We start from the raw sequence: 25,454 nt of genomic DNA, 5'->3' as shown, positions 1-25,454 counted from the left end.
CCCTCGCAGGCATGTTTTTTGTGGCGTACCAGAAATCATGCCATATTTTATTTCCGTACCGAACGCAGGAGGCGACCTGCCCGATCTGCGTAGCCTTCAGCCGATGACCCGGATCAGAAAGAAGCGAACGTGATTGGCAGACGCACGCTCATAAGCAGCTCATTGATGGCAGCGGCGACCATCGTTTCGAGCGGCGCCCACGCACAGATCTCCACGCCTGACGCAGAAAATCGTCGGCAGGATGCGATGCCGAACGCGCCTTCATCCGGCTTTCCAATCTGGCACGGACCGCCGCCGGGTGGTGGAGGCCCCGCTTCAGGCGAGCATGTCTCCAGCAGCGGGGCCGTCACAAACATTGCGGTGCCGACACTGACGGTCCTTCGTCCCGTAAAACCCAACGGAGCCGCGATGCTGATCGCAGGGGGCGGCGGGTATAAACGGGTCGAAAACGGGAAGGAAGCCATGCCCACCGCCCGGTGGCTGGCTTCTATCGGGGTGACAAGCTTCATCCTGACCTATCGCCTCCCAAAAGAGGGCTGGACTGTCGGCAGATCCGCGCCTTTTCAGGACGCGGAGCGCGCCATTCGCATCATCCGCGGTCAGGCACGCCATTTTGGCATCGACCCGCGCCGTGTGGGAATAGTCGGTTTTTCTGCTGGCGCTCATTTGCTGGGTATGCAGACAGCCTGCGCAAATCAGCTATCCTATGCGCCGCTCGACCTGGTGGATCAGATATCGGGCCGTCCCGATCTGACGTTGCTGATCTATCCCATTGTAACACTGGAACCACCGTATCAGCACACGTCCACGAGAAGCGTCCTGATCGGCGATCATCCAAGCCCTGCCGAAAGCGCGCGCTGGTCCGTGCAGACACATATTCATCCGGGGCTGGCGCCGTTCTTCCTCGTACAGGCGGCGGACGATCCCGTGTCAGACCCGGCCAATACCGCAATTCTTCAAGCGGCCTGCGACCAAAATCATGTAGAGGTCGTGCGTCACCTGTTTCCCACCGGTGGCCACGGTTTTGGTCTCGGAAAACCAGAAACCGCAACAATGCAGTGGCCCAGAATGGCCGAACAGTGGATGGCCGGGCACCAGTTTATCTGACACCCTGCGCCGCTGTGTGCGGATTGATCCCGTAATCACCATTCAGCACCGCGAGCGAAGCTTTCGATCGCTGTATCGCGGCTCACACGACATGCGTGGTGGTCACTCCCACGACTTATCCGCCCCATATGCGTCCATCCTCGCATATGAGACCACCACACCATCACATCCTGAACCCGAACACTGAACTATCTTATGGCGATTGCCCCTCTACAATGGTCACGCGGTACGTAGCACCTTTGTGCCTGTGTGCAGCGACAGCCTGATAAGATGGGCTGTTATACCACGCCTGCGCGTCTGCCATGCTGGGAAACTCGAGAATGACAATCCCTTCCGGGCCAGTGCCTTCCAACTTATCCAGCTTGCCATAGAGGGCGAGAAATTTGATCGGATGCCCTTCAAACGTCGGCGCAACTGTATTCATATACGTATCGAGTTCCGCACTATCCTCAGTGCTCTCACGCGTAAAAACAACATATGCGCTCATAATTTTTATCCCCTGACACTCATGGGTTGCGGCATTCCCGGACAATCTGATGTCGGACCAGTTCTTCTTCAACATCTCAAAATTGAATGGAGGTCGCAACCCCGCTCACGATCATTTTTATATCGTATCATTTATCCTGATGGGTAATATTAGATTTATTCGTTACTGAAAGTCATTTTAATACGATACTGTATGAAAATATCGGAAAATAGCTAACCAGTCCCGGTGGTTCGCATGGATATGAATAACGACACAGTTTTTTGGCATAACGTACACCACCATCTTATTCGTTACGGTGGGACATTTGAAAAACTGATTATAGAATCAGCTAAAGGCAGTTTTCTATACGATGCCAATGGCCGCGCGATACTTGATTTTACGTCTGGTCAGATGAGCGCTTTACTGGGTCATTGCCACCCTGAAATTTCGAGTGTCATATCAGAATACAGTAGTACACTTGACCATCTTTTCAGTGGCATGCTGTCACGGCCGGTTGTCAATCTGGCAACAGCGTTGACCAGAACTCTGCCCGAGGGGCTGGACCGCTGCCTCTTCCTCAGCACTGGCGCGGAATCCAACGAAGCCGCCATTCGTATGGCAAAACTGGTAACCGGAAAATACGAAATCGTCAGTTTTGCCCAGTCATGGCATGGCATGACCGGGGCCGCTGCATCCGCCACCTACAGTGCGGGCCGCAAAGGGGTTGGTCCCTCCGCCGTTGGCTCTTTTGCCATACCGACCCCATTTCCCTATCGTCCCAGGTTTGAAAAAAATGGGGTGTATGACTGGGCGGCCGAGCTCGACTATGCTTTTGACCTGATAGACCAGCAGTCAACCGGTAATCTGGCCGCATTCATTGCCGAGCCTATTCTGAGCTCGGGCGGAATCATCGACCTGCCAGAAGGCTACCTGACCGCCCTGCAAAAAAAATGTCACGATCGGGGCATGTTGCTGATTGTGGATGAAGCACAGACAGGCATGGGTCGCACCGGCCTTATGTATGCCTTTGAGCGTGATCATATTGTGCCCGATATTCTGACCCTTTCCAAAACCCTTGGGGCTGGCTTACCTTTAGCCGCCACAATTACCAGCGCGGCTATAGAAGACATGGCCCACGAACGTGGCTATCTCTTCTATACCACCCATGTATCCGACCCCATGCCGGCTGCGGTGGGCCTTAAGGTGCTCGAAATTGTCCAGCGCGATGGTCTGGCTGAACGCGCCCATACGATGGGAGCGCGCCTGCGATCTGGCCTGAAAGCGTTGCAGCAACGCTATGACTGTATTGGAGATATTCGTGGACGAGGTCTGCTGCTGGGGATGGAAATCGTCAAGGATCATCAGGCCAGAACACCTGACAATGATCGGGGGGCAGCCATAACGCATGCCTGTATGGACATGGGCCTCAGCATGAATATTGTTCAGTTGCCCGGAATGGGAGGTGTTTTCCGCATTGCCCCTCCTCTGACGGTCAGCGAGGAAGAAATTGATATGGGGATTGATCTTATCGGGCAGGCGATCAAAAAAACCTATGCATGAGTCATCATTTTTCTTCTTACAGAAACCCGTACGCAGGCCCACATCCGGGTAGCCTGTGGTCTTTGCACAAATATACCATATCCTCCACCTGCACCTTACATGGGCATAACAAGACAAAACCATGAGCGTATTTCTCTTTTCCATCATCCTGTTTGCCGCATTGCTGCATGCACTCTGGAATACGCTGGTTAAAAGTGCTCCAGACAAGTTTTTAACCACAACACTTGTAACAGCCTCGGCGACTGGTTTTGCTGTAATTTTTCTGCCTTTTCTACCATCTCCGCAAATGGCAAGCTGGCCTTATATTGTTCTGTCAGCCGTATTACAGGTTGTTTATTATACGCTCGTTGCCCGTGTCTACCATATTGTCGATATAGGTCTGGCCTATCCGGTTATGCGGGGGGGAGCCCCTCTGCTGGTTGCCATACTCAACCTGTTTGTTCAAAAAGAGACCCTGCCACCCACGGCATGGCTGGGTGTCTGCGTGATCTGTGCCGGTATTCTCTGCATGACCACCATCCATGCCCGCTCACAAAGATCCGGCGTGTTTCTTGCACTCCTGATAGCCGCGATTATTGCCTGCTACACACTGGTAGATGGCATGGGTGTCAGGCTTTCCCATGCTCCGGCGGCCTATACGTTGTGGATTTTTTTGCTAACCGGTCTGCCACTCATGGGCTGGTCCATGGTGCGACATCCTGCCAGAATAAGACGATATGCCGTAAAAAACTGGTCCTATGGAGCAGTTGGAGGCGCCTGCACCATTGTGTCCTACGGTCTTGCCTTATGGGCTATGACTTACGCACCCATTGCCGTTGTTGCAGCTCTGCGCGAAACCTCCATCCTCTTTGTCACACTCATTTCAGTTTTTGTTCTACGCGAACCGGTCAGTCAACGGCGTATCGCGGGGGCCTGTATCATCGCATCCGGGGCCATGATCCTGCGATTGTCCTGAGCACCGAACCTGCCCTGCCGTATAAGGAATACTGAAAGGAGCTATTATAATAACTTTCTTTATTCTGTTAGGTAAAAATATTATTCATATCGATATCGTTTCATTCTGAAATATCAACATACGAAGGCTATTAACAGACATGGCGCATCAGATTGCTTCCTCCCTTGCTCCTGATGCTGCTTTTCTGAGCAACAGCAGGAATCTCGATACCCCCGAAATATGGGAAGCGCGTAAGGATCTTTCCGCCTGTCTGCAAATGGCCGCCCGTCTGGGACTGGCGGAAGGAATATGCAACCATTTTTCCGCAGTCGTGCCCGGCCATGATGACCTGTTTCTTGTCAATCCCTATGGCCTGTCCTTTGCCGAGGTGACGCCCGAACGGCTCCTGATCTGCGACTATGAGGAGCATGTACTCGCTGGCGATGGCGTGCCAGAAGCAACCGCCTTCTACATCCACGCGCGCGTTCACAAAAATTGCCCCCGTGCACGCGCTGCTTTTCACACCCACATGCCATACGCCACAGCCCTTTCCATGACCGAGGGGGACCCGCTTTTATTCGCAGGTCAGACAGCCCTTAAATTCTATGGCCGGATTGCAGTAGACACAAAATTTAACGGTCTGGCCCTCGACGTGACCGAAGGTGACAGAATTGCAGCCGCTGCCGGGAATGCAGATATTCTCTTCATGCGTCATCATGGCGTCATGGTACTGGCAACTGAGATAGCACAGGCATGGGATGACCTGTACTATCTGGAGCGGGCGGCAGAAGTCCAGTGTCTGGCCATGGCAACAGGACGCAGGCTTATCCCCGTTCCACCAGAAGTCGCCTCCCATACCGCCAGACAGATGCGCGAAGAGGATGCCCGGTCTGCCCGCCTGCACCTTGCATCCATCCGACGCCAGATTGGCCTGTAACCGCCCTCCATACACTCCGCAGATTCATAATGAGGTGACACCATGACGCTTGATTCCATGCCCGTAGCACTTGTAACCGGCGCCACCGCAGGCTTTGGTACCGCGATTACCCGTAAGCTGATCAAAGACGGTTACCGCGTCATCGCAACGGGACGGCGTGAGGAACGCCTTCACGCACTTGCCAAGGAACAGGGCGAAGCCGTACTGCCCTGGCCGCTGGATGTGGCAGACAACGCAGCGGTCCGGGCCCTCCCAACCAGTCTGCCCGCTGGTTGGCGGAATGTGGACGTGCTCGTCAACAATGCAGGTCTTGCCCTGGGGCTGCAAAAAGCCTGGGAGACCAATATTGACGACTGGGAAACCATGATCGCAACCAATATTGGCGGTATTGTAGAAACAACCCGCGCCCTGCTGCCGGGTATGGTGCAGCGCAACCGTGGTCATCTTATTTTTCTGGGTAGCACCGCAGGACGGTACCCCTACCCCGGCTCCAATGTCTACGGTGCCAGCAAAGCATTTGTGGATCAGTTTACACAGAATCTGCGCAGCGATTTACTGGGAAAATCCATAAGAGTAACAAATGTGGCACCCGGTCTATGCGGTGGGAGTGAATTTAGTCTGGTGCGTCTGAAAGACGGAAACAAGGCAGAGGCGGTCTATGAAAATACATCCCCCCTGACCCCGGAAGACATCGCCAACACAGTTTCATGGATTGTAGGCTGCCCGCCGCATATGAATGTAAATTATATTGAAATGATGCCAACCTGTCAGGCAGCCGCAGGGCTGGCTGTTGACCGCACCATGGGCTGAAAACACATTCATTCTGGCAAACTGCGTCGGTGGTTTGCCAGACTCTTCTTGTAAAAAGCGGCTTAGTAAAAACAGGATGTCCACTCTGTTGCGTCAGATGTTCTAACGGGTATCCTGATTTTGCAGGGTTTGCGCGATACAGGCATACAGGGCGTCGGTCAGTAAGCCGGTTTTATGGGAGGCATGGTGGCATGCCATCGCCAGTTGCGGCAATGGTGGCAGTACGCTCTCCAACGAAAGAATTTTTAAATCATCTGGTACGGCACTCCTGATCATGGCCGCCATGACCAGACCTGAACGCAATATTCCCAGAAGTGCACATGTGTTTTCTGTTGTGTATTGTATGCAATACGAAATATTCTGTTGACTGAAAACCCGAATGGCGGCCTCATGTTCACGCGCCTGACTCTCTGATATGACAAGAGGAATCGGCTGGTCCAATGAAAGCCTGAATTCCGGAGCAGCAACCCAGACCAGACTTTCTCTTTTCAGGCAAGCCATATGTTCTTCGTAATAATAGCTGCATAAAATGATATCAACCTGATTATTTTTATAAAGCTCCAGTAAACGTGGGGATGGTGCGCACGTAATATTAAGCCTTACATTTGGATGTGTCTGGGCATAGAGCTTCAATACATTGGGCAGGACGGATAATCCAAAGTCATCCGGACAACCAAAACTGACTTCTCCCGTTATATCCTGATCTGTTACATCCAGCAGTGCCCGATCATGCAACTGCAAGAGATTACGGGCATATACCACAAATCTCTGACCTTTGGCGGTAGGCATAACCCCGCGCCCATTGCGGATAAGCAGCGCACAACCGGTAATTTTCTCCAGCTTTTGTATCTGCATGCTCAGGGCAGACTGGGTACGCCCTATATAATCAGCCGCCACACTGAATGACCCAAAGTCAACCACAGCGCAAAAGGACCGGACAAGGTCGATATCAAGATTGTAACGCATTCGAATCAGGAATCCTTATCTGCTATATTTAAATTATTCATTTCTATCTTGGCCGTCCATTTGTTATTTTGATTACGGAACGAAAACTTCGTGAGCGACCGAGAATGAGTCCAACCAGCAAGCCAAATGTCGATGTCGCTGCACAAACCACGCTAAAGACGCGCCACATGAGCATGATTGCTATGGGCGGGGTCATCGGGGCAGGACTTTTTGTCAGCACGTCGTCAACCATCCATATAGCTGGTCCGGCCATCCTGGTGGCGTATATGGTTGATGGACTCCTTGTTTTCCTTTTGATGCGTATGCTCGGCGAGCTTTCATTAAACGGAAACGCCAGAGGTAATTTCGTCCATCAAATCCGGCGTGTTTTCGGTCCGTTTATGGCCTTCATGGTTGGGTGGTCCTATTGGCTCTACTGGATTGTTACCGCAACCGTGGAGGCTGTGGCAGCCGCTACCATCCTTGCCCCTGTGACACATTTTTCTCCTGTTACGGTGGTTGTGATCTGCGTCGCGGTGATGACGTTGACCAACCTTATTTCAGTCAGAAGTTTTGGCGAGGCCGAATTCTGGCTCTCATGCATTAAAATTACCACCATTATTGCATTTATGGTCGTAGGTACACTTTTTCTTGTCATTGGCTACCGCGGGACATCAATCACCCATCTATGGCAACACGGTGGATTTTCTCCGCATGGCTGGCGTGATGTCGTCGCCATTCTGCCCGCTGTAATGTTCACATTCGCCGGGGCCGAGATTGCAACAGTTGCCGCCTGCGAAACGGAAGATCCGTCTCGTTCCGTTTCTGTCGCGGTCAAAACGGTCGCTTTGCGTATCCTGGTCTTTTATGTGGGTGGGCTATTTTTTGTCCTTTGCATGCTACAGTGGGACAAAATCGACCTCAATAGTTCTCCGTTTCTGCAATCTCTTGGACATATCGGTATCAATGGGCTGACAGGTATCATGACAGTTGTTGTCTGTTCCGCGGTCCTGTCATCCCTTAATTCTTCTATTTACGTAACATCCCGCGTTCTCGCAGATCTCTCGGTTCACGGAGAAGGTCCATCCCAGTGGCGTAAACACTGGCGCGGTGTGCCTGTAGCCTCTGTGCTGGCGGGCGGTGCCAGCACGCTGCTTTTTTCGCTTATTGCAGTCGGCTTCAACAGTAAGTTCCTTTACTTTCTTATCAATGCATCTGGTGCGGTAATCCTGTTTAACTACCTTGTCATCGCCCTCGCACATATTCGCCAGCGTTACCTCCTGCAACAAGCAGGTCAGACAAAAATATCTCTGCATGTCTGGCTTTTCCCATACCTGTCATGGTCTGTCGTAGCGTCGGTACTTTTTATCTTCATGATGATGGCTCTCTCTCCATCCACCCGCATGCAGATCCTCTGCAGCATAACAACTCTAGTCGTGCTTGCATTGTTCGGCTGCCTCAACAGCAGGCTTCGTCACAGACACAATCAGTCCTCCCCTCCACTGGCACAGGCTCAGGGCATTCCGCCAGAGCACGCTATATAAGGATTGGCCTATGAATACAAAATCCCTAGTGATGCGTGGCCTTTTAATCACGACAGCATTTTTCCCTGCCGGTGCGTTCGCCGCTGCCAAGGAAACTGCCAATATATCCAAACGACAGGGAGCGAGCAGTCATTCTTCTTCGGTCGCAGTGCTAACCAGTCCTGCCGCTTTAGCCAAACGCAAACCGCGCTCATCTGCAAGTCTGCATGCAAAAAGCGAAGAACTATCGGTTTCAACACGCCGTCGCGTACGTGGCACCGAAGTTGTTGTCGGCAAGGCTTTACTGGAAAAGCAGGTGCCAGGAACCAATCCACTCAAGGCTCTTGCTCAAATGCCCGGTGTCGCCTTTCAGTCGGATGACCCTCAGGGGGTGGATACTTATTCAGTCAACCTGTATATGCACGGTTTTTCCCAAAGCGAAATCGGCATGACACTGGACGGCATGCCGTTGGGGGAACCGGTTTATCGTAATTACAACGGTCTTAACCCTGTTGCAGCCATTTCCTCTGAGAACGTGGAACGTCTTGATGTAACGCAGAGTGCTGGTGCTGAATCCGTGGCCAGCACCAACAATCTCGGTGGTTCAATCAACTACGTCAGCCGTACACCCGCTGCCAAAAGAGGCGGGACATTGTTGCAGACATTCGGTAGCAACAATATGTGGCACACGTTTGCACGCATTGACAGCGGAGAACTGAACAGCACCGGAACCAAGTTCTTTACCTCCTATATGCGTAATGAAACCGACAAATGGAAAGGCGGCAGCGATCAGTTCATGCAACAGGTCAATGCCAAGCTTGTGCAGCCTATTGGACAACAGAGTAAATTCAGCGCCTTTTTTGACTGGGATAATCTGCAACAGACAAACTATCAGGACTATTCGCCTTATTGGCTGAAACACAATGGTCCAATGATTGATAACTTCATTGGTACCCAAAATAGCTGGCGTAATGCCTACAATTACGCGATAGGTAAAAATCTTCCCAGCAATATTTATGATGCGCGTGATTCCTCTTACTACGATAGCACAAGCATGGAATACGATCTGTTTGGCGGCATGTCATCAGACCTGGTTCTGGCAGACAGACTACACTGGAAAACAACCGTTTACGGACACGATCAGACTTCTCGTGGCACATATACCAACCCATATGGCTGCGGTGGCAATTATAATATTGCCGATCCGACCTACACCAGTGCAGATGCCCAGTATTGCACGAACGATAAGGTTGACCTGAATGGCAACCCTATGTTTGAACAGACCAAACGTCCAAAAATCCACCGTTATGGCATTTTGTCCAGCATTGATTACAACATTGCTCATAACGACCTTTCCGCTGGCGTATGGTACGAAAATAACAAGTATATCTCAAACGAATTTGGTTATGCTGTACCTTTCCCTAATGAGGGAGGTATGTGGGATCAATACGGCACTCCGCCTTCAGCCGGGCGGCTTCTGTGGGGTCAGACTTATAATACCAATACGTTTACAGCCTTTTTCAGCGACACGTATCATCCGGTCTCCAATCTGGCCTTGCATTTTGGCTTCAAGTCCATGCTCAACACGTCTCGTGTGCAGGAAAATGGTAACTATCAGCCCTTTACTGGTGTCAGCGCAATTACCGGGGGTGAAAGCCTGACAACAGCATATGCATTTCTCCCGCATATCAGCGGAGACTGGCATTTCCTGAAACATCACGAACTGTTCTTTGATGTCTCTGAGAATGCCCACGCCTACTCGGAATCAGGCTATAATTTGACAGCATCACCTATGGCTGTATCACAAGCGGCCTATGACTCGGTGAAAAACTCTTTACGGCCAGAAACAGCATGGAACTACGCTGTTGGTTACCGTTATATGGACCAGCTCCTGCAAGGCAGCATCTACCTTTATCACACGGACTTCCACAACCGTCTGCAACAGGTTGTAACCGGCGGCACACTCACTAACTTGCTGGCGACAGTACAGAATGTTGGCGGTGTCACCATGAATGGTGTGGACGCCGGCGTTACGCTTACACCTGTAACGGGTTTGGCAATCAGCGGTAGTATCAGCTACAACCATGCCACTTATAATAACAATATGAGCTCTCAGGGCACACCCTACTACACAGCTGGCAAACAGGTCGTAGACTACCCGCAGCTCATGTACAAACTGCGAGCATCCTATGCATGGCGCAAAGCAGAAGTTTTCGTTGATTCATCCTTCATGGGGCAACGAAATTACTCCTACACCGGAGACTACAAACTTCCCAGCTATTGGCTGACCAACGCCGGTTTACGTTATGATCTGGGCAACATCGGCCAGTACCATAAAGGACTTGAATTTATGAAACATGCTGTTGTTTCTTTCAATGTCTATAACATAGCCAACATTAAATATGCAGCCACAGTCGGGCAGAACGGCTTTCTCATGAGCGACCCCAATGGGCAGAATCAGTCAATACTTCTTGGCGCACCCCGGCAGTTTTTCGGCTCCATTCAAATTGATTTCTAGGAGTTTTCATAACAATGTCTACAAACAGAAACACGATTTTTGATCACGCAGTGCAAGCAGACAGACAACATGTCTGGCACCATATGACACAGCACAAGCCTTTTGAAACTCAGGCACCTTCGGTTATGGTGGAGGGGAAGGGCATGCGACTGTGGGACGTTGAGGGCACAGAATATCTGGATGCGGTTTCCGGCGGCGTGTGGACAGTCAATGTGGGATACGGGCGGGCAAGTATTGCCAATGCCGTGTGTGAACAGTTGACCAGGCTGAATTATTACGCTGGCAGTGGCGGCACTGTTCCGGCTGCGCTCTTTGCTGAACGACTACTGGAAAAAATGCACGGACTGAGCCGTGTCTATTATTCCAACTCCGGATCGGAAGCGAACGAAAAAGTTTTCAAGATGGTGCGCCAGATCTCCACGCAGCATTACAATGGGAAAAAATCAAAAATACTTTATAGAGAAAGAGACTATCATGGCACAACAATAGCCACTCTTTCGGCGTGCGGTCAAAGCCAGCGGATGGAAGGTTACGGTCCGTTCCTGGACGGTTTTGTCGCGGTGCCTGATTGTCTGGAATACCGCCGCGGCGATACCTCTTCCGAAAGCTTTGCTGAAATTTCTGCCAAAGCTATCGAGGATGTAATCCTACGTGAAGGCCCTGACAGTATTGGGGCACTATGCCTTGAACCCATCACAGCAGGTGGAGGTGTTATTGTCCCCCCAGATGGCTACTGGCCACGCGTTATGGAATTATGCCGTAAATACGATATTCTTTTACATATTGATGAGGTTGTGTGCGGCTTTGGGCGCACAGGCGAATGGTTTGGCTACCAGAATTATGGGATACAACCAGATTTTGTTACCATGGCCAAAGGGGTTGCATCGGGTTATGCCGCGATTTCCTGCACAGTTACAACTGAAGCAGTTTTTGAAAAATTCAAGGCATTTCCAGATGATCCAATGAACATGTTTCGGGACATCTCCACTTTTGGCGGGTGCACGGCAGGTCCGGCCGCAGCTTTAGAAAATCTTGCAATTCTGGAACAGGAAAATCTTCTGGACAACACAAGGAAGATGGGAGCTTACCTTGAGCAGAAGCTTCTCTCACTCAAAGACAAGCATGCCATAGTTGGTGATGTCCGGGGTAAGGGCTTGTTCTGGGGTATTGAACTGGTAAAAAACCGGGAAGATGACAAGACTCCAGTCTCGGAAAGAACGATTGCCGCCGTTGTTGGCGGGTGTCGCCAGCAAGGTGTCCTTATCGGCGCAACCAATAGAAGTGTTCCAGGATATAACAATACCCTGTGCCTGAGTCCTGCACTGATTGCCACGCCTCATGACCTTGACCACATAACCGATGCCCTGGATAAAACACTGCAAAAAACGCGATGTGAGATCAGTTAAAATGATAATAATCGAACCGAATGGCAGCAAGAAAATTTGAAGTCGTCTCCCTATGGTCAGGCTCAGGACCTATGAATTAATTGAACCAAGCACGTTGCCGTGATTCACAGGCCTACAATGGGGGGGTAGGTCTGTGAGTGATGTATTTTTGCTTTCTGAGAGCCAGATGGAACATGACCTTACCCCGGACAAACCCTCAGTTTTGAGTTAGGGTCTATGGGGTATTATATGCTTCGTTGGCGTGTTGAGCGAAAGCCTCTGCCGTCATCCGCCCTGCGCGTACCCGTCGGCATAAGGTCACGACCGACAACCGACACGCTCTGGGATTCGCGGACAATGTTATAAACGGTAATTTCCTGGCCAACGCGCCAATCGGAAATGGGCTGGTGACATCAGCCATATCTCGGGTCGTCTCAGAAAACGGAAAAAATCGTACGCTAAGCGTGCGATGAGGCTGGCACCCAGCGGTAGAGCGTCGGAATAGACATGCCGAGGGTCTTGGCCACGTCTTTGGGAGGGACACCGCTGGCCAGCAGCTTCTTGGCCAACTCGATCTTGCTGTCGGTCATCTTTGGCTTCCGACCACCCTTGCGGCCAAGCTGTTTGGCGACTTCCAGCCCGGCGTGGGTGCTCGACGGTCAGCTCTGGCTCCATTTCGGCAAGACTGCCGTGACTTGGAAGGAGAACCGGCCGGACGGGGTGTCGATGGAGTCGCTGAGGCGCCTGAACTGGACGCCTTGCTTGTGCAACTCGCGGATCAGATCGAGCAGTTGCTTGACCGACCAGCCCAGCCGGTCGAGTTTCCAGACCATCAGGGTATCGCCCTCACGCAGCATTTCGAGCGTCGTGGTCAAGCCCGGCCGGTCTGCCCGCGTGCGCTCACCTTGTCCTCAAAGACCCCTTGCATCCGGCCTTGACCAAGACTTCGCATTGGAGTTCAAGGTTCTGATCCTGCGTCGATACACGCACAGCCGATCAGCATGGCTTGTCTCGCACTCGGTCGATGTGTGCCCGCATTGCCTGCATAACCTCTTCGTGAGTGTAACCTGACATTGGGGTCGTTGGCTTCCAGCAGGGTTTCCTGAACCTCGTGAGTCATGCGCTCATAATCCTCCGGCCACAGCACTTGCTCCATACGCAGCGACGCCTGTCCAAACAGGTGCAACAGGCCGAACAGCCGCAGGTCGTTGGTGGCGACGATGTGCTCCCGAATTCGCTCCTGAATGGCTTCGCTGGCCTGATGCGCCTCCGGTTAAGCCACCCCGTCATAGTCAGCGGGCAATTGCGCTTCCTCGGCGATCCGTGCCCAGGCGCTAGCCAGCGCCTCGAAGCTAGACGTGTTCATGCAACCTACTTCAACGGTAAGTCAGACACTGCGTCGCGTAGCTGCGCAGCTCGCCGGTCGTTGAGTTCCGCGATACACGCCAAATGGCGCATATCAATAGCATTTCCTATCGCGCCCCCACCCAAAGATGAAGCAAATGCGCATTGAACATCACGATATTTGGCGAAATCTTCATTCGATGCGGTAAGTTTGGCCCTAGCTTGGCTCACGTATTTTTTCTCTTTATCCCATTTTGATAGCGTTCTGGCTACATTCTCCTCCGTTTGCCGTAATGCCTTCTGGCTATTTTCAGCCTTCTTTGCCAGGCAGTCTCGCATCCCTGCCTGAGAGAATGCACTGCATTCCTCGCGCAAGGCCCGCTCATCAGGAACAGGGTCTGTTGAGGCTGCAAGTGCCGATACTGGCAAATACGCGGCTAAGCAAACACCGAGCAGCTTCACTGCGCACATAGAGCAGCCTTTCCCTTGCGTATCAACGACAGAGCGTAATCGAGCTTTTTGGCACTTCAGCACCTGACCTGACCGTAGAACAACGGCTGTCGGATTCAATTTTCTCAGCATATCGACTGTGCTTCCCTGTGCCTTCGCAATCTTGTCGAGACTATCTCCGGGTTTTACAGTAATTTCGTAAATCCTGGTATCAGCACCAAGTGCGCTTCGGTACTCGAAATTGGCCATTCGCATAAGCAGATAGCCGATACTGGCTCGGATGTTATGTGCAGGAATGGTTCGGACTGATCCAGTCGTCAAGCGACCTTTCAGGGTTGAAGGCAGAATCAAATGGACGCCTTCTTTACCAGAAAAGTGGCGGTTGTACTCATTGACTGCCATCTGGATTTCGCAATCTCAGGCATTCCATTTGGCATCACCTACGACTGGGCGTGTCACGGTTTAGTTCTGGACCATGGGTTATCTATTAGGCGACGTTGTGCTCATAATCCAGAGGGCTTTTCCATTGAAGTGCGGAATGCATCCTCTGCGGATTATAGAAATCATTAATATTGCATGTGATAGCCTGCTCGACGTCCTGACGCGTCATCCATGCCTGCCGCCACAGGTGTTCCGCTTTTAAGGTCTTGAAGAAACTCTCCGTCACCGCATTATCCCAGCAGTTTCCCTTTCTGCTCATGGATACGAGAAAGCCATGAGCAGAAAGGAGCTTCCGGTACGCCTCTGAGCAATACTGACTGCCGCGATCCGCATGATGGATGCAGCCTGATGGTGGCTGACGCAAGGCAACAGCGCGATGTAACACTGTGGTGGCAAGATCGGTGGTCATACCCGAGCGCATCGCTGTGCGGTTGGCATACAGTAAATCGAAACAATTGATCGATCGCGCGGAGTTTCACTACCACTGCGCGCTCGATGCGATAACAAGGACCCTCTACGGGGGATTGGCGAGCGCCGAGGTCAATACCACCGCCTAAAACATTAATATTCAAATAATCTTTTCATTTTCTTTGGGGAGGGGACTGGTAGAAAAAGAAAACAATGGAATGCAAGATAATAGAATCTTTGTATAATCATTCTTCGGTTTTGAAAATATCTGCTCTGTTTTTCCATACTCGACCTGCTCTCCATTTTGGAGAATCAGAACCTCATGCGAAAGGCGTTTGATAACAGAAAGATCATGTGAGACAAAAATATAGGTTAAGCCAAGATCTTTCTGGAGATTTTCCAGAAGAGTCAGGATTTCGGACTGGATGGAAACGTCAAGGGCGGAAACAACTTCGTCCAGAACCAGAATTTCTGGCTGGCAGAGCAGGGCCCGTGCCAGAGCCAGACGCTGTGCCTGCCCACCCGACAGGGCAGACACCTTGCGCGCCAGGAGTGTGGAGCTAAGGTGCACCTTCTGGAGCACGTCATCTATCATCTTGCGGCGCTGTGCAGGATTAGGCAACCCGCTATTGATAAGGGGTTCCTCCAGTGCCTTAAGCGCATTGTAACGTGGGTCAAAAGACACATGCGGATTCTGGTAAACAAACTGCACTTTGCGGCGCAGGTAGCGCAGGGCCTGCCCTTTAAGCTTGCTGGGGTCCTGGCCGAGTAGCTCTATTGTACCAACCTGTGGGGTAATTAGGCCGAGCAGGCAGCGCAGAAGTGTGGTTTTGCCAGAACCAGATTCGCCCACAATACCCAGCGTTCTTCCCTTGGGAACAGTGAAGGTAATATTCTGCATGGCATGCCGGTAACCAGAACGCGTGGTCTGGGCATAGCTGTACCCCAGATTGGCCACTTTAATGACGTCAGGAGGTGTGGGGGAGCTGGGGTCTGGCACACTTGCTGGAGTTTGATGAAAAACAGGAAGATTGGCAATCAGGCGCTGTGTATAGGCTGTTTGGGGAGCAGAAAAAATCTGTCTGGTCGGTGCTGTTTCGCAAATAACGCCGTGGTTGAGAACGCTTACGTAGTCAGTCTGCTCACTGGCGAGTGCTAGGTCATGGGTAATAAATAAAATGGCTGTACCCAATTCTCGCCGGAGTGTTGCCAGCAGTGCCATGATCTGCACTTGTACGGAAACATCCAGAGCACTGGTTGGCTCATCAGCAACAATCAGGTCCGGACGCTGGGCAATGGCGGCTGCGATGAGTACGCGCTGGCGCATACCGCCAGATAACTCATGCGGGTACTGCCCAAGCCGCTGTGCCGGGCGGGTGATACCCATCTGGTCCAGCAGGGCGATCGCTTCTGCCCGTGTGTTGTGTCGTTTGAGAAAACCCGACTGGTGTGGGCGCAATGCTTCAGCCAATTGCGCGCCTATCGTACGCACCGGGTCCAGTGAGTGAGCAGGGTCCTGGGGAATCAGAGCGACTTTTTTGCCACGAATCTGCCGCCATGCTCGCTCGGACAAATGGGTCACGTTGTGCGCGCCAATATAGATGCTACCATGCTGCACGCTGGCATTGGGGGGCAGAATACCCAGCACAGCCCGCCCCAGTGTGGATTTTCCAGATCCGGATTCCCCCACAAGAGCCAGCATTTCTCCCGCATTCAGGTCGAGTGAGACATGGTTTAGGGCCTGATGGGTGCTGCCATGGCGGGTATAGCTGATGTCCAGATCGCGGATGCTCAGGCATGTCCGGGTCATGGTGTACTCCTGAGGGCATGGGAGACAAGGCTTGCAGTCCATGCTGAAAAAATAATGGCGAGACCAGGAAACGTGGTGATCCACCATGCGGTGGAAAGGTAATCCCGTCCTTCTGTAATCATCAGTCCCCATTCGGGTGTGGGCGGTGGGGGGCCATACCCCAGAAAACAGATGGTCGAGATTGCCAGAATAGCTGTGCCAAGCCTGAGGGATGCCAGAGCCAGCGCGGGCGCAAGGCTGTTTGGCAATACATGCCGTAGAACCACCTGGCTGAACGTCCCCCCGATCCCGATGGCGGCCTCCATGTATTCTGTCGCCTGTACACGTGCAACTTCAGTATGAATCATGCGCACAAAGCCGGCGGTCTGGCTGATACCAACCGCGAGTGCAACATGAATGGCACCCGGACCTATGAGGGTGATGATACTGAGGGAGAGAAAAATTTCTGGTATGGATAATACAATATCAGCACAGGCACGTATGGCCCGTTCTATACGTGGATTACCCAAACCTGCCAGCAATCCGGCAGGAATGGCCAGGAGCAGGCTTACGCCGACCGCGAGCACAGCGGAGGAGAGGGTGGAAAAACTGCCGTAAACAACACGCGCGAACACATCCCGACCGAACTGGTCGGTACCGAACCAGTGATGGGATGAAGGAGCAGTCAGATATTCCGCTGGCAGGCCAGTCAGAGGATTTTGAGAGCTGAACAGGGCAGGCCAGAAAGCCACCAGTGCCAGCATAATCACCGGAAGCGCCACAGCCAGCCGTGTGGGCGTAATGTGGTGTGGCATCTAGTATTTCCTTTGCCGGGCGCTGCGGCCTATGCGGGGGTCAAGCAGAGGTTGTATAATTTCACTTGCAAAACCGATGGATACAAAACCGCTTACGGAAATCAGAATAATGGCCTGCAGGACGGCAACATCCTGGCTGGCGACGGCCTGCTGTGCCAGCTGTCCCAGTCCATCCAGCCCAAACACGGTTTCGGTGACAACAGCCCCTGCCAGAATTTCACCAAACACGAGCCCGCTTACTGTCAGTGTTGGGGGCAGGGCGTTGGGGAGAATGTGGGCGTAAAGAATTCTGAGAGGGGAAACGCCGCGTGCGCGTAGCACATCAATAAAGGGCAGAGTTTCTACTCGATGTGCTGCGGCCATAAAAACCTGAGCCAGCGGGGCAGAAATGGGAATGGCCAGTGCAAGGCCGGGCAGCAGGACAGCACTCCACCCGGATAGCCCGACAACGGGTATCAGCTTCCAGTGGAAGGAAACCAGTTGTATGGCAACAATTTCAAGCCAGAAAACAGGAATGCCGCTGGTAATACCGGGAATAGCGCCAATTGCTGCGGCCAGATACCGTCCAACCGGGCTGCCGGAAAGCAGGATGGCCAGAGCGCAGCATATGGTGGCAAGGACAAGAGCGCCCACAAAGCTTACAATGGCCAGTCGGAGTGTTGTGGGGTACGTCGCATGGAGCATCTGCCCGACAGGCAGGCCGGTTTCAATGGAATAACCCAGATTGCCATGCAGGGTGCGGCCAAGCACATGCACATATTGTGTGATCGCAGATTCGTCTGCCCCATAGGTTGCGCGCATATCTGCGATCTGCTGTGGGCTAAGGCCAAGTTCGGGGTCCTGAAATTTAACCAGAACCGCATCTCCAGGCATGACCTGAAGCAGAACAAAGGAGAGCGTAAAAGCACCCCACAGAACAAAAATCGCATGTAAAAACCGGGTAAACAGGTAGCGGATCATGGAAATTTGCATCCTGTCAGGGCTGATCGAGCGATGTGCGGTAGAACACGGGCCGCCCTACGGCTTCAAAGTGCATGTCATGGACATGGGCGCTGCCAGCATAGATCTGTGGTTCTTCAAAAATGGGTATGCTGTAGGCATTGCTGAGGATGGCGTTCTGTACATCTGCCACAAGGTCCAGCCGCCGTTTTGGATCGGTCTCGGAGGCAACGGCAAGCAGCAGACGGTTGCACTCGGGGTCGGTAAAGTGCTGGACATGCTGGCTCTGCCCACCTTTTTGCAGCAGAACATTACGGTTTGTCGGGTAATAGGCACTTTTGAGTACGTCAGGGTCGGCGCGCCCGACTTCGGCCTGATACAGCGGGGTGGTTTGCGGGTCCAGATCATCCAGTACGACCATGGCCGGGCTGCCAGTCAGAATATCAAGCCTGACACCTACTTTGCGCCATTGTTGCGCAAGAAGGACAAGCATGCTGCGGCTTTGCGGGTGTGGTGCAGAAACATGAATGCCGAGAGAGAGGATCTGACCATTTCTGTAACGCCAGCCATCAGGGTGCTGCTGCCAGCCTGCCGCGTCCAGCAGGTGTCTGGCCTGTTCCGGGTCGTAACCCAGTTCAGCACTGTGATCCTGAAAACCCTGCGTGTCGGAGGCCAGAATGGAGCGTGCCAGCGGGTAGCGGGGGGAAAAGAGCGTGCGCAGGATTTCTTCCCTGTCAGTTGCGCGTAACAGAGCCAGGCGTACGCGCCTGTCTGCAACCTTGTCATTGTCGGGACGGAAAACCACACTGTCGTTCACGCCGCGTGTGGAGGGGGCGTAAAGTCTGTTGCCACTGCGCGTGATCTGCCCCTCATCATAGGCTTCCACTTCCCGGATAAAGTCCGCCTGCCCGCTCAGAAAAGCGCCAATGCGAATACTGTCTTCTGGTACAACAAGAATACGGATTGCATCCAGCCTTGCAGGGCCTTGTGGGGCCAGTTCGGGTGGACCCCATGCGTAATCGGGGCGGGCACGTAATGTGATGGATTTTCCAGGCACGTCATCTTGCACAATAAATGGCCCGGAACCGATAATATTGCGGCCATCCCCCCACTGTTCCAGTGGTTTATGCAGGAGCCGGGTGGAGACAAGCCCCGAACCGATAACGGATGTCCCTTGAAGGAAGCCAGGCGAGGGTTTGCTAAAGTAAAAACGAACCGTATGCGGGTCCAGCACCTCGCTATGGTCATAATTGTTGATGACCTCTGATGGGGGAAGATGCAGAACTTTGTTGCCCTTGCCGTATGTATCAAAATTAAGGGCTACAGCCGCAGCATCGACAGGTGTACCATCCGAGAATGTTACGTCGGGACGTAACGTAAAGGTATATACAGTATTATCGGCATTGATCTGCCATGACGTGGCAAGCCATGGTTCCATGCGCAGTGTTTGCGTGTTCTGCCATGTCAGCCGGTCGGTAATCTGGGCGAGAATGCCGCCATTAGGATAAAACCCCCCTGCTGGGGGGTAGAGTGACCTGTGGGCCTGTTTTTCAAGGTACAGCAGTGTCCTGCCCTGTTGCGCGGGGGCAGCAGACAGTGGGGGGATATATCCTCCCACAATCCCCACAAACAGGGCCGACACGGCCAGTGTCGCGCAAAGGGAGCGGCACAAAAGTGGCATGCAATCCATCGTTTTAAAAAGTGTAGCCCATGCGGGCGTAGTAATAGCCGCCTTCATAACCACCGGGTGCAGTCATGGGATAAGCAAAAACACCGCTGCTTTCCAGCAACGCTTTGTGGTTCGTGTGGGTGGGGTATTTGTTGAACAGGTTGTTCGCACCCAGTGTGGCGGTAAAGCCATGTCCAAGCTGGGCCGAAACTTCCAGATTGGTGATGACCTGGGGGCGCACATGCGTCCAGTAGCTGCTTGGATCACTCTGATAAACCAGCCACGCAACACCAGCATAGCGCTGTTCCTGCACAAACACGTTAAAGCGGCCTTTGCTCCAGTTCAGGGAGAAGGACTCCTTGTTCTTGGGGGAGGAGCGGAGCAGTTCCGTTTCCGCCGCCTTGGAAAAATAGCTCTGTCCAAGGGAAGTCAAAATGGCAGGTGTGTCTGCATAATGTGTCAGTTCCGTATCGGCGGCGTTAATCTGTGCGGAGCCTACCAGTTCCCCATAAGCGGGTTTGATGGGGAATTTATAAGTAGCTTTGGCGGTAAAGCCGTTAGTACTCGTATTGCCGATGTTGGTCATGTAGCTGGCATAGGTAATGTTGCTGCCAACTCCTTGCGCGGCCAGATACGCTGCCATGGTAGAACCGGTAAAAGCGCTTGTGCTTTCAATACGGTCATTAATATCTATACGGTAAGCATCCAGCGTTAACTGTAGGCTTGGTATGGGTTGGTAATCGATTCCGATGCTGTAGCTGCGTGAGTATTCACCTTTGGGCTCATGAGCCCCCAGCAGACGTGCGACTTCGCTGGTTTCGGACAGGTTGACTGTCGTATATCCCGGCCCAGAGGATGTGGCATCGTAATGGATTGCCCCCAGAGTGGGAGGGCGATACCCTGTGTTGACATTGGCATGTACTGCAAATGTTTTTGTAAAGTTATAGCGTGTGCCAATGGAACCTGTGGGCGCGGTGACCGTATCGGAATAGTTTACGACGTGGCCACCCAGCGTCCACTCCCATTTGGGAGTGACAAAAAAATCCAGCCCGACATGCCCGTCAAAAATATCCCGCGGCCAGTTGCCCGCATTGGTGGGCTGAAAACCATTATACCCTGTGGAGCCCGGGGAGTTTAAGCCATTGTAATACGGCCCCTGCGCCCAGGACTGATAATCCCCCGCACCGATCTGGTAGGTATTGTGCCGGTATTCCAGCCCCCATTCCAGAGCCGCAGGCTTGGATAGCGTGGGAACGGTAAAGTCTTTGGAGAACTTGATCCCGCCAATCAGCTCGGTGCTGATGATCTTGCCCATTTTGAAGCGCGTCTGGCTTTCCGGGCCAAAGGTGGGGTTATTGTCGTCATACGCTTCCTGATTCACCTGCTCCCGACCAAAAGAAGCATAGGTGTTCCATGCGACACCTCCACCTAATGTGCCACGTAGGCCACCATTGACCTGAAAATCCATTTCATCAAAGGATTCAATCGGTTCAAATCCGTTAGGGTGCAGGGACGGCACATTGTTGATGTTGTGTGCACCACGCACAAACCCCACGCGGTCAGTGAGCCGGTGCGCAAGTGTTGCCGTAAGATACGACCGGATGGAGCGTGTAACGGGCATATGTCCGTTAAAGGAAAAAAGCTCAGAAAGGGTACGGCTGACGCCTTCAATCCGGTTTACATCTCCCAAGGATGGATTGATGCCATCCCGGTGGGTGGGGAGCTGGTTCTGGACCTGCCATGCCAGATCCATGCCGCCCCCTTTATTACCAATGGTGCGCGAGATATCGCCATAACCGGTAATGCCCTGTCCATCGCCTTTATAGTACCCGCTGTTTTGTACATTTGCGGTGCCACCGTTGCGGGTTCCGCTCTTGAGGACAATGTTTATGGCCCCACCAATTGCATCCTGCCCGTATAGGGCTGTAGCGCCTTCTGTTACGATTTCAACATGGTCAATGGCACTGAGCGGGATCAGGCTCAGGTCGGCAGGTTCAGTCCCCTGTGCCGGGCCATAGTTCCAGTTGCCCAGTGCGCTGGAGTGGCGACGTACGCCATTAACCAGCACCAGAGTTTCGTCTGCGTTGAGATTGCGCAGGATGACAGTCTGAGTGGGCGTTGTTGAATATCCCCCCCCACCCCCGCCGGGCGGCGCATTGATCTCGGGCGATGCCTGTTGCAACGCGTTAATAATGTTTGTCTGCCCGGTTTTAAGTAGTTCCGCCCCGGTGATAACAGTCACGCGTGTTGTACTATGCCGGGGCGTGGATGTACGAAAAGCGGGGGGAATATCGGTTGTGTCTTTGGTAACCGTCAATTCTTCCACGGCTGCAGCGGAAACGGCTGTTGTCCGCGCATGCGCCGCGATAGAAAAAACAGATGACGGGAGGATGACTGCAAGAGAGAGCCCTGCTTTAATGCGGCTTTTATGCTTTAAGTTTGCCATTTTTTCCACTGACTATAATCAAAAAATCTGTCTTTCCGGCTTTGGACTCATGCTCGAGTAGACAACATATATACGATTTCATCATGTGATTATCCAATTTAAACTATTTTTTGTCGTATGAATTTATTTCAGCGATTCAGTCAAGTTAAAAAAAAATTATTCGATAGAATCCGTTTTTTGTTGTTTTTACGTCGCGTTGGGGTTTTAATCCAGCATGTCTGATGGCCGGGGGATGTAAAATTCTACAGGATTAGTAATAAAATTTATTTGTACAATATTAAGAAAGAAATTCATGCATAAATTGCAATATATATAATTAAATATCCCTGATTCGTTAATATTTTCAAAAATTTAGGTGTGATTGAGCATGAGCGTAAAATCCATAGGATTTTTTACACGGCTTTTGGATGACGTATCCGCTGGAGAGCGGTACGCTCTGGCTGTTGAGCAGATTGAAAAAGCCGAATCTCTTGGTTTTAAAACAGCGTGGGTTGCACAACATCATTTCCATTGCGATGAAGGTGGCCTGCCAGCACTTTTTCCCTTTTTGTCTTATGTCGCGGCACGCACAAAGCGGATTCGTCTGGGCACGGGCGTTGTGACCCTGACCATGGAAGACCCAATTCGTGTGGCCGAAGATGCGGTGGTGACAGATATTCTGTCGGGCGGGCGGCTGGAAGTCGGGTTTGGTTCCGGTGGCACTCCACGTTCATACGAGGCCTTTGGTCAACAGTTTGCCCAAAGACATACCTTGATGGACCATCACCTCGGGGTCGTCAAAGCTGCATGGAAGGGAGAGAGCCTACCTGGTCGTAACCATTTATGGCCAGATGGTCAGGGTCTGGAGCAACGGAGCTGGCAGGCCACTTTTTCAGCCATAGGTGCGCAAAAAGCAGGGGAGGCAGGCGACGGACTGATGCTCTCCCGCACTCAGCCGCGGCCTCAAGGGCAGGAGGGTGCCAGCCTTGCAGATATTCAGTTGCCTCTGGTGCAAACGTATCTCGAGAGCCTGCCTGTTGGGGCTACACCACGGATTATGGCGTCACGGAGTGTTTTTGTGGCAGATGACCGTGCTCAGGCACTGGATTTTGCCCGCAAGGGGCTGGTGCGGCAGGTGGAAAAATTCCGTGCCAGCGGTCACACAATTGACGATAGCAGCATAGACAGCCTGCTGCGCACATTTGATGTGCATCTGGGCACGCCGGAGGAGGTTGTGCGCTCTTTGGCAACAGACCTTACTTTGGAGCATGCGACTGAAGTGAGCATTCAGGTACATTCTGTAGATCCCCCCCACTCTTTTATTCTGCGTTCTCTGGAACTGTTTGCAACACAGGTCGCGCCTGCTTTGGGATGGGGTAAGCCCAACGGTGGCTGATTTACCCGAAAGGTGTAAAAATATGGTCCACAATTCTGTAGTTACTCAAACCATTATTGAACAGCTTGCAGGGATAGAACCTGATAGTCCGGTTGCAAAAAATTACCAGCGTAGAGCAGTCGCGCGGGAACAGGCCGAGCTGAGCTACCAGCTTTTACTGCACCCGCGAACGCCAGGGTCTGTCAGTCTGGAGGAACGGCGTGTTATTGCCGCGTTTGTGGCCGGGCTTTATCAGGAGCCTGCAACACGGCGTCACTATGCTGGGCTTTTGCAGGATGTTGCTCCTGCTTTTGTCCAGAGTCTTGAACAGATTTTGCAACAGGCCAGCACACATGGTCCTTGGGGAGCATACCCGCAAGGGCCGCTGAGCGTGGAAGATGTGGGCGGCACATCGTGGCGCAGCACACCCGAGCAGGCAGGTGTTTTTGGTCCCCGACTGGCAGCGGCACTGGAGCATGCACATCTGCTGGTCACACACCCGCGAGATGCCAACCCGGCGGCTCTTGCCCGCCTTGCCGCTGTGGGATGGGATGAAGACGGTCTTGTTGTTCTGTCTCAGCTTATCGCGTTTTTGAGCTTTCAGGTTCGTATTGTTTCGGGTTTTTCGGTTCTTGTAGCGGCGTCTTTTGCGCAGACAACAGAAAGTGCACACCATGCCTGACATTCTCTCCTACCCCGATGCCAAGCCGGTTAACACTTTTACGCTCAGCCAGCTTGATTGGCTGCCGTGGATTGCTCCACTGGACCCACAAAACCTGACCCAGCAACATTATGACGGGCTGGTGGATCGTGCGCGGGCAAAATCTGCCTATTTTCGTCTGCTTGCGCGTGATCCGGATGTACTGGGAGCCAGAACGCGGCTGGATAAGGATATTTTTTATTCAACGGGTGGCTTGCCAAGAGCCGAGCGAGAACTGGCGGCGGCTGCGGTATCGCGCTTAAATGGTTGTATTTATTGCGCATCCGTCCATGCTAGATTCTCTGTACAGTTTTCTAAAGATGATAAAGATGTCAACGCTCTTTTAGAACATGGGACAAAGAGCGTTACAGATGGACGAAATGCCGAAATTGTACATACTGCCGTGACATTGACAGAAAATGGCAACAAATTTGGCAAAAAAAATATTGATCGGTTGCAGGGGGCTGGTTTTTCCCCAGAAGAAATTCTGGACCTGATTCAGGCCGCAGCATTTTTTAACTGGGCTAACCGTCTGATGCTCTCTTTAGGGGAACCCACAGATGAAAATCTCTATTTATGATAATAAATAGAGACTTGTTCATTACCCTCTTTCATTTTAAATATATAGGCTCACAATATTCATCTGAAGGGATAAATAACTGACGATTGAATTTGTTGTATGCAAATTTCAGATATCACTAGATGCCAATTGATAGTTTTATTCTGTACGATGACTTCCGCTCTGTGTCAGAAGGAAAGTAGGACGCATTGTGTCTCGGTTTTCTGCACGCTTACCTGACGGCCCTCGCGGATGAGCATTGACCCTGCCCCGAACGTGCCCTCAGTTTTGAGTTAGGGTCTGTGGGTTGTTGTATGCCTTTTTGGCGTGTTGAGCGAAAGCCTCTGGCGTCATG

Annotated in this window: 21 protein-coding genes and 3 pseudogenes; 11 read left to right on the top strand and 13 right to left on the bottom strand. The window is 52.2% G+C overall.

Translation table 11 applies throughout. The features are described from left to right. The first annotated feature begins 165 nt into the window (after nucleotides 1-165). Nucleotides 166-1,107, top strand: a complete 942-nt coding sequence (locus tag HNR55_RS11320; RefSeq protein WP_166115582.1) for an alpha/beta hydrolase — start codon at nucleotides 166-168, stop codon at nucleotides 1,105-1,107. A 4-nt stretch (nucleotides 1,108-1,111) separates the two neighbouring features. Here HNR55_RS11320 and HNR55_RS17290 read toward each other — a convergent pair. Then, a pseudogene (locus HNR55_RS17290) lies at nucleotides 1,112-1,235 on the bottom strand (IS481 family transposase); the annotation flags it as partial. A 65-nt stretch (nucleotides 1,236-1,300) separates the two neighbouring features. After that, nucleotides 1,301-1,594: a DUF1330 domain-containing protein gene (locus HNR55_RS11315; RefSeq protein ID WP_166115584.1), complete on the bottom strand. Its 294-nt coding sequence runs from the start codon at nucleotides 1,592-1,594 to the stop codon at nucleotides 1,301-1,303. A gap of 234 nt (nucleotides 1,595-1,828) precedes the next feature. Here HNR55_RS11315 and HNR55_RS11310 point away from each other — a divergent pair, with 234 nt between their 5' ends. The 4 genes from HNR55_RS11310 (at nucleotide 1,829) to HNR55_RS11295 (ending at nucleotide 5,814) form a co-directional block, all read left to right on the top strand. Continuing rightward, nucleotides 1,829-3,133: an aspartate aminotransferase family protein gene (locus HNR55_RS11310; RefSeq protein ID WP_166115586.1), complete on the top strand. Its 1,305-nt coding sequence runs from the start codon at nucleotides 1,829-1,831 to the stop codon at nucleotides 3,131-3,133. Between the two features lie 121 nt (nucleotides 3,134-3,254). Beyond that, nucleotides 3,255-4,088 (top strand): DMT family transporter, encoded by an 834-nt coding sequence (locus tag HNR55_RS11305; RefSeq protein WP_166115588.1) that lies wholly within the window; start codon nucleotides 3,255-3,257, stop codon nucleotides 4,086-4,088. Between the two features lie 139 nt (nucleotides 4,089-4,227). Continuing rightward, entirely contained in the window at nucleotides 4,228-5,004 is a 777-nt protein-coding gene (locus tag HNR55_RS11300; protein WP_166115590.1) for an aldolase, read from the top strand. Between the two features lie 42 nt (nucleotides 5,005-5,046). Beyond that, nucleotides 5,047-5,814: an SDR family NAD(P)-dependent oxidoreductase gene (locus HNR55_RS11295; RefSeq protein ID WP_242005570.1), complete on the top strand. Its 768-nt coding sequence runs from the start codon at nucleotides 5,047-5,049 to the stop codon at nucleotides 5,812-5,814. A 102-nt stretch (nucleotides 5,815-5,916) separates the two neighbouring features. Here HNR55_RS11295 and HNR55_RS11290 read toward each other — a convergent pair whose 3' ends face one another. Next, entirely contained in the window at nucleotides 5,917-6,780 is an 864-nt protein-coding gene (locus HNR55_RS11290) for a LysR family transcriptional regulator (RefSeq protein WP_166115592.1), read from the bottom strand. A gap of 104 nt (nucleotides 6,781-6,884) precedes the next feature. Here HNR55_RS11290 and HNR55_RS11285 point away from each other — a divergent pair, with 104 nt between their 5' ends. From HNR55_RS11285 to HNR55_RS11275, 3 genes are read left to right on the top strand one after another with little or no spacing between them, the layout of a single operon-like run. Continuing rightward, entirely contained in the window at nucleotides 6,885-8,303 is a 1,419-nt protein-coding gene (locus HNR55_RS11285) for an amino acid permease (protein ID WP_166115594.1), read from the top strand. Nucleotides 8,304-8,313: 10 nt separating this feature from the next. Then, complete coding sequence (locus HNR55_RS11280; RefSeq protein ID WP_166115596.1) at nucleotides 8,314-10,800, top strand: TonB-dependent receptor; 2,487 nt, start codon at nucleotides 8,314-8,316, stop codon at nucleotides 10,798-10,800. Between the two features lie 14 nt (nucleotides 10,801-10,814). Further along, entirely contained in the window at nucleotides 10,815-12,206 is a 1,392-nt protein-coding gene (locus tag HNR55_RS11275) for an aminotransferase family protein (protein WP_194300265.1), read from the top strand. A gap of 437 nt (nucleotides 12,207-12,643) precedes the next feature. On the opposite strand, the gene HNR55_RS17355 is transcribed toward HNR55_RS11275, so the two are convergent. The 10 genes and pseudogenes from HNR55_RS17355 to HNR55_RS11230 form a co-directional block, all read right to left on the bottom strand. Next, on the bottom strand, nucleotides 12,644-12,823 hold the full coding sequence (locus HNR55_RS17355; protein WP_456304234.1) for a helix-turn-helix domain-containing protein: 180 nt from the start codon (nucleotides 12,821-12,823) through the stop codon (nucleotides 12,644-12,646). A gap of 21 nt (nucleotides 12,824-12,844) precedes the next feature. Further along, nucleotides 12,845-13,066, bottom strand: a pseudogene (locus HNR55_RS17350) (recombinase family protein); the annotation flags it as partial. 77 nt (nucleotides 13,067-13,143) lie between these two features. Beyond that, on the bottom strand, nucleotides 13,144-13,305 hold the full coding sequence (locus tag HNR55_RS17345; RefSeq protein ID WP_456304233.1) for a hypothetical protein: 162 nt from the start codon (nucleotides 13,303-13,305) through the stop codon (nucleotides 13,144-13,146). 251 nt (nucleotides 13,306-13,556) lie between these two features. Beyond that, the gene (locus HNR55_RS11260; RefSeq protein WP_184382696.1) at nucleotides 13,557-14,381 is read right to left on the bottom strand and encodes a lysozyme inhibitor LprI family protein; all 825 of its coding nucleotides are present in this window, start codon (nucleotides 14,379-14,381) and stop codon (nucleotides 13,557-13,559) included. A gap of 85 nt (nucleotides 14,382-14,466) precedes the next feature. Continuing rightward, nucleotides 14,467-14,844, bottom strand: a pseudogene (locus HNR55_RS11255) (DDE-type integrase/transposase/recombinase); the annotation flags it as partial. A 144-nt stretch (nucleotides 14,845-14,988) separates the two neighbouring features. Next, entirely contained in the window at nucleotides 14,989-16,638 is a 1,650-nt protein-coding gene (locus HNR55_RS11250) for a dipeptide ABC transporter ATP-binding protein (protein ID WP_166115600.1), read from the bottom strand. After that, on the bottom strand, nucleotides 16,635-17,432 hold the full coding sequence (locus HNR55_RS11245) for an ABC transporter permease (protein ID WP_166115602.1): 798 nt from the start codon (nucleotides 17,430-17,432) through the stop codon (nucleotides 16,635-16,637). Before HNR55_RS11245 ends, HNR55_RS11250 begins: the two co-directional genes overlap by 4 nt. Then, nucleotides 17,433-18,392 (bottom strand): ABC transporter permease, encoded by a 960-nt coding sequence (locus HNR55_RS11240; RefSeq protein ID WP_166115604.1) that lies wholly within the window; start codon nucleotides 18,390-18,392, stop codon nucleotides 17,433-17,435. A 16-nt stretch (nucleotides 18,393-18,408) separates the two neighbouring features. Beyond that, entirely contained in the window at nucleotides 18,409-20,052 is a 1,644-nt protein-coding gene (locus HNR55_RS11235) for a TIGR04028 family ABC transporter substrate-binding protein (RefSeq protein ID WP_184382694.1), read from the bottom strand. Nucleotides 20,053-20,065: 13 nt separating this feature from the next. Continuing rightward, nucleotides 20,066-22,357, bottom strand: a complete 2,292-nt coding sequence (locus HNR55_RS11230; protein WP_242005571.1) for a TonB-dependent receptor plug domain-containing protein — start codon at nucleotides 22,355-22,357, stop codon at nucleotides 20,066-20,068. A 496-nt stretch (nucleotides 22,358-22,853) separates the two neighbouring features. On the opposite strand from HNR55_RS11230, the gene HNR55_RS11225 reads away from it, so the two are divergent. From HNR55_RS11225 to HNR55_RS11215, 3 genes are read left to right on the top strand one after another with little or no spacing between them, the layout of a single operon-like run. Then, the gene (locus tag HNR55_RS11225; RefSeq protein ID WP_166115610.1) at nucleotides 22,854-23,861 is read left to right on the top strand and encodes a putative FMN-dependent luciferase-like monooxygenase; all 1,008 of its coding nucleotides are present in this window, start codon (nucleotides 22,854-22,856) and stop codon (nucleotides 23,859-23,861) included. A 22-nt stretch (nucleotides 23,862-23,883) separates the two neighbouring features. Further along, nucleotides 23,884-24,522 (top strand): CMD domain protein, encoded by a 639-nt coding sequence (locus HNR55_RS11220; RefSeq protein ID WP_166115612.1) that lies wholly within the window; start codon nucleotides 23,884-23,886, stop codon nucleotides 24,520-24,522. Beyond that, nucleotides 24,515-25,120 carry an alkylhydroperoxidase domain protein gene (locus HNR55_RS11215; RefSeq protein ID WP_166115614.1) on the top strand — a complete coding sequence of 202 codons (606 nt, stop codon included), beginning with the start codon at nucleotides 24,515-24,517 and terminating at the stop codon, nucleotides 25,118-25,120. The genes HNR55_RS11220 and HNR55_RS11215 overlap by 8 nt, the downstream gene beginning before the upstream one ends. Nucleotides 25,121-25,454: the final 334 nt, after the last annotated feature.

The sequence above is a fragment of the Acetobacter lovaniensis genome (assembly GCF_014207635.1).
GTDB classification, from domain to species: domain Bacteria; phylum Pseudomonadota; class Alphaproteobacteria; order Acetobacterales; family Acetobacteraceae; genus Acetobacter; species Acetobacter lovaniensis.
The sequence above is the reverse complement of the archived record's forward strand: the minus strand, read 5'-3'. Positions and strand labels throughout refer to the sequence as shown.

Coding starts and splice junctions, on each gene's coding strand:
- HNR55_RS11320 (WP_166115582.1), top strand. CDS start 166: ATGGCAGCGGCGACCATCGTTTCGAGCGGCGCCCACGCACAGATCTCC.
- HNR55_RS11315 (WP_166115584.1), bottom strand. CDS start 1,594: ATGAGCGCATATGTTGTTTTTACGCGTGAGAGCACTGAGGATAGTGCG.
- HNR55_RS11310 (WP_166115586.1), top strand. CDS start 1,829: ATGGATATGAATAACGACACAGTTTTTTGGCATAACGTACACCACCAT.
- HNR55_RS11305 (WP_166115588.1), top strand. CDS start 3,255: ATGAGCGTATTTCTCTTTTCCATCATCCTGTTTGCCGCATTGCTGCAT.
- HNR55_RS11300 (WP_166115590.1), top strand. CDS start 4,228: ATGGCGCATCAGATTGCTTCCTCCCTTGCTCCTGATGCTGCTTTTCTG.
- HNR55_RS11295 (WP_242005570.1), top strand. CDS start 5,047: ATGACGCTTGATTCCATGCCCGTAGCACTTGTAACCGGCGCCACCGCA.
- HNR55_RS11290 (WP_166115592.1), bottom strand. CDS start 6,780: ATGCGTTACAATCTTGATATCGACCTTGTCCGGTCCTTTTGCGCTGTG.
- HNR55_RS11285 (WP_166115594.1), top strand. CDS start 6,885: ATGAGTCCAACCAGCAAGCCAAATGTCGATGTCGCTGCACAAACCACG.
- HNR55_RS11280 (WP_166115596.1), top strand. CDS start 8,314: ATGAATACAAAATCCCTAGTGATGCGTGGCCTTTTAATCACGACAGCA.
- HNR55_RS11275 (WP_194300265.1), top strand. CDS start 10,815: ATGTCTACAAACAGAAACACGATTTTTGATCACGCAGTGCAAGCAGAC.
- HNR55_RS17345 (WP_456304233.1), bottom strand. CDS start 13,305: ATGACTCACGAGGTTCAGGAAACCCTGCTGGAAGCCAACGACCCCAAT.
- HNR55_RS11260 (WP_184382696.1), bottom strand. CDS start 14,381: ATGGCAGTCAATGAGTACAACCGCCACTTTTCTGGTAAAGAAGGCGTC.
- HNR55_RS11250 (WP_166115600.1), bottom strand. CDS start 16,638: ATGACCCGGACATGCCTGAGCATCCGCGATCTGGACATCAGCTATACC.
- HNR55_RS11245 (WP_166115602.1), bottom strand. CDS start 17,432: ATGCCACACCACATTACGCCCACACGGCTGGCTGTGGCGCTTCCGGTG.
- HNR55_RS11240 (WP_166115604.1), bottom strand. CDS start 18,392: ATGATCCGCTACCTGTTTACCCGGTTTTTACATGCGATTTTTGTTCTG.
- HNR55_RS11235 (WP_184382694.1), bottom strand. CDS start 20,052: ATGCCACTTTTGTGCCGCTCCCTTTGCGCGACACTGGCCGTGTCGGCC.
- HNR55_RS11225 (WP_166115610.1), top strand. CDS start 22,854: ATGAGCGTAAAATCCATAGGATTTTTTACACGGCTTTTGGATGACGTA.
- HNR55_RS11220 (WP_166115612.1), top strand. CDS start 23,884: ATGGTCCACAATTCTGTAGTTACTCAAACCATTATTGAACAGCTTGCA.
- HNR55_RS11215 (WP_166115614.1), top strand. CDS start 24,515: ATGCCTGACATTCTCTCCTACCCCGATGCCAAGCCGGTTAACACTTTT.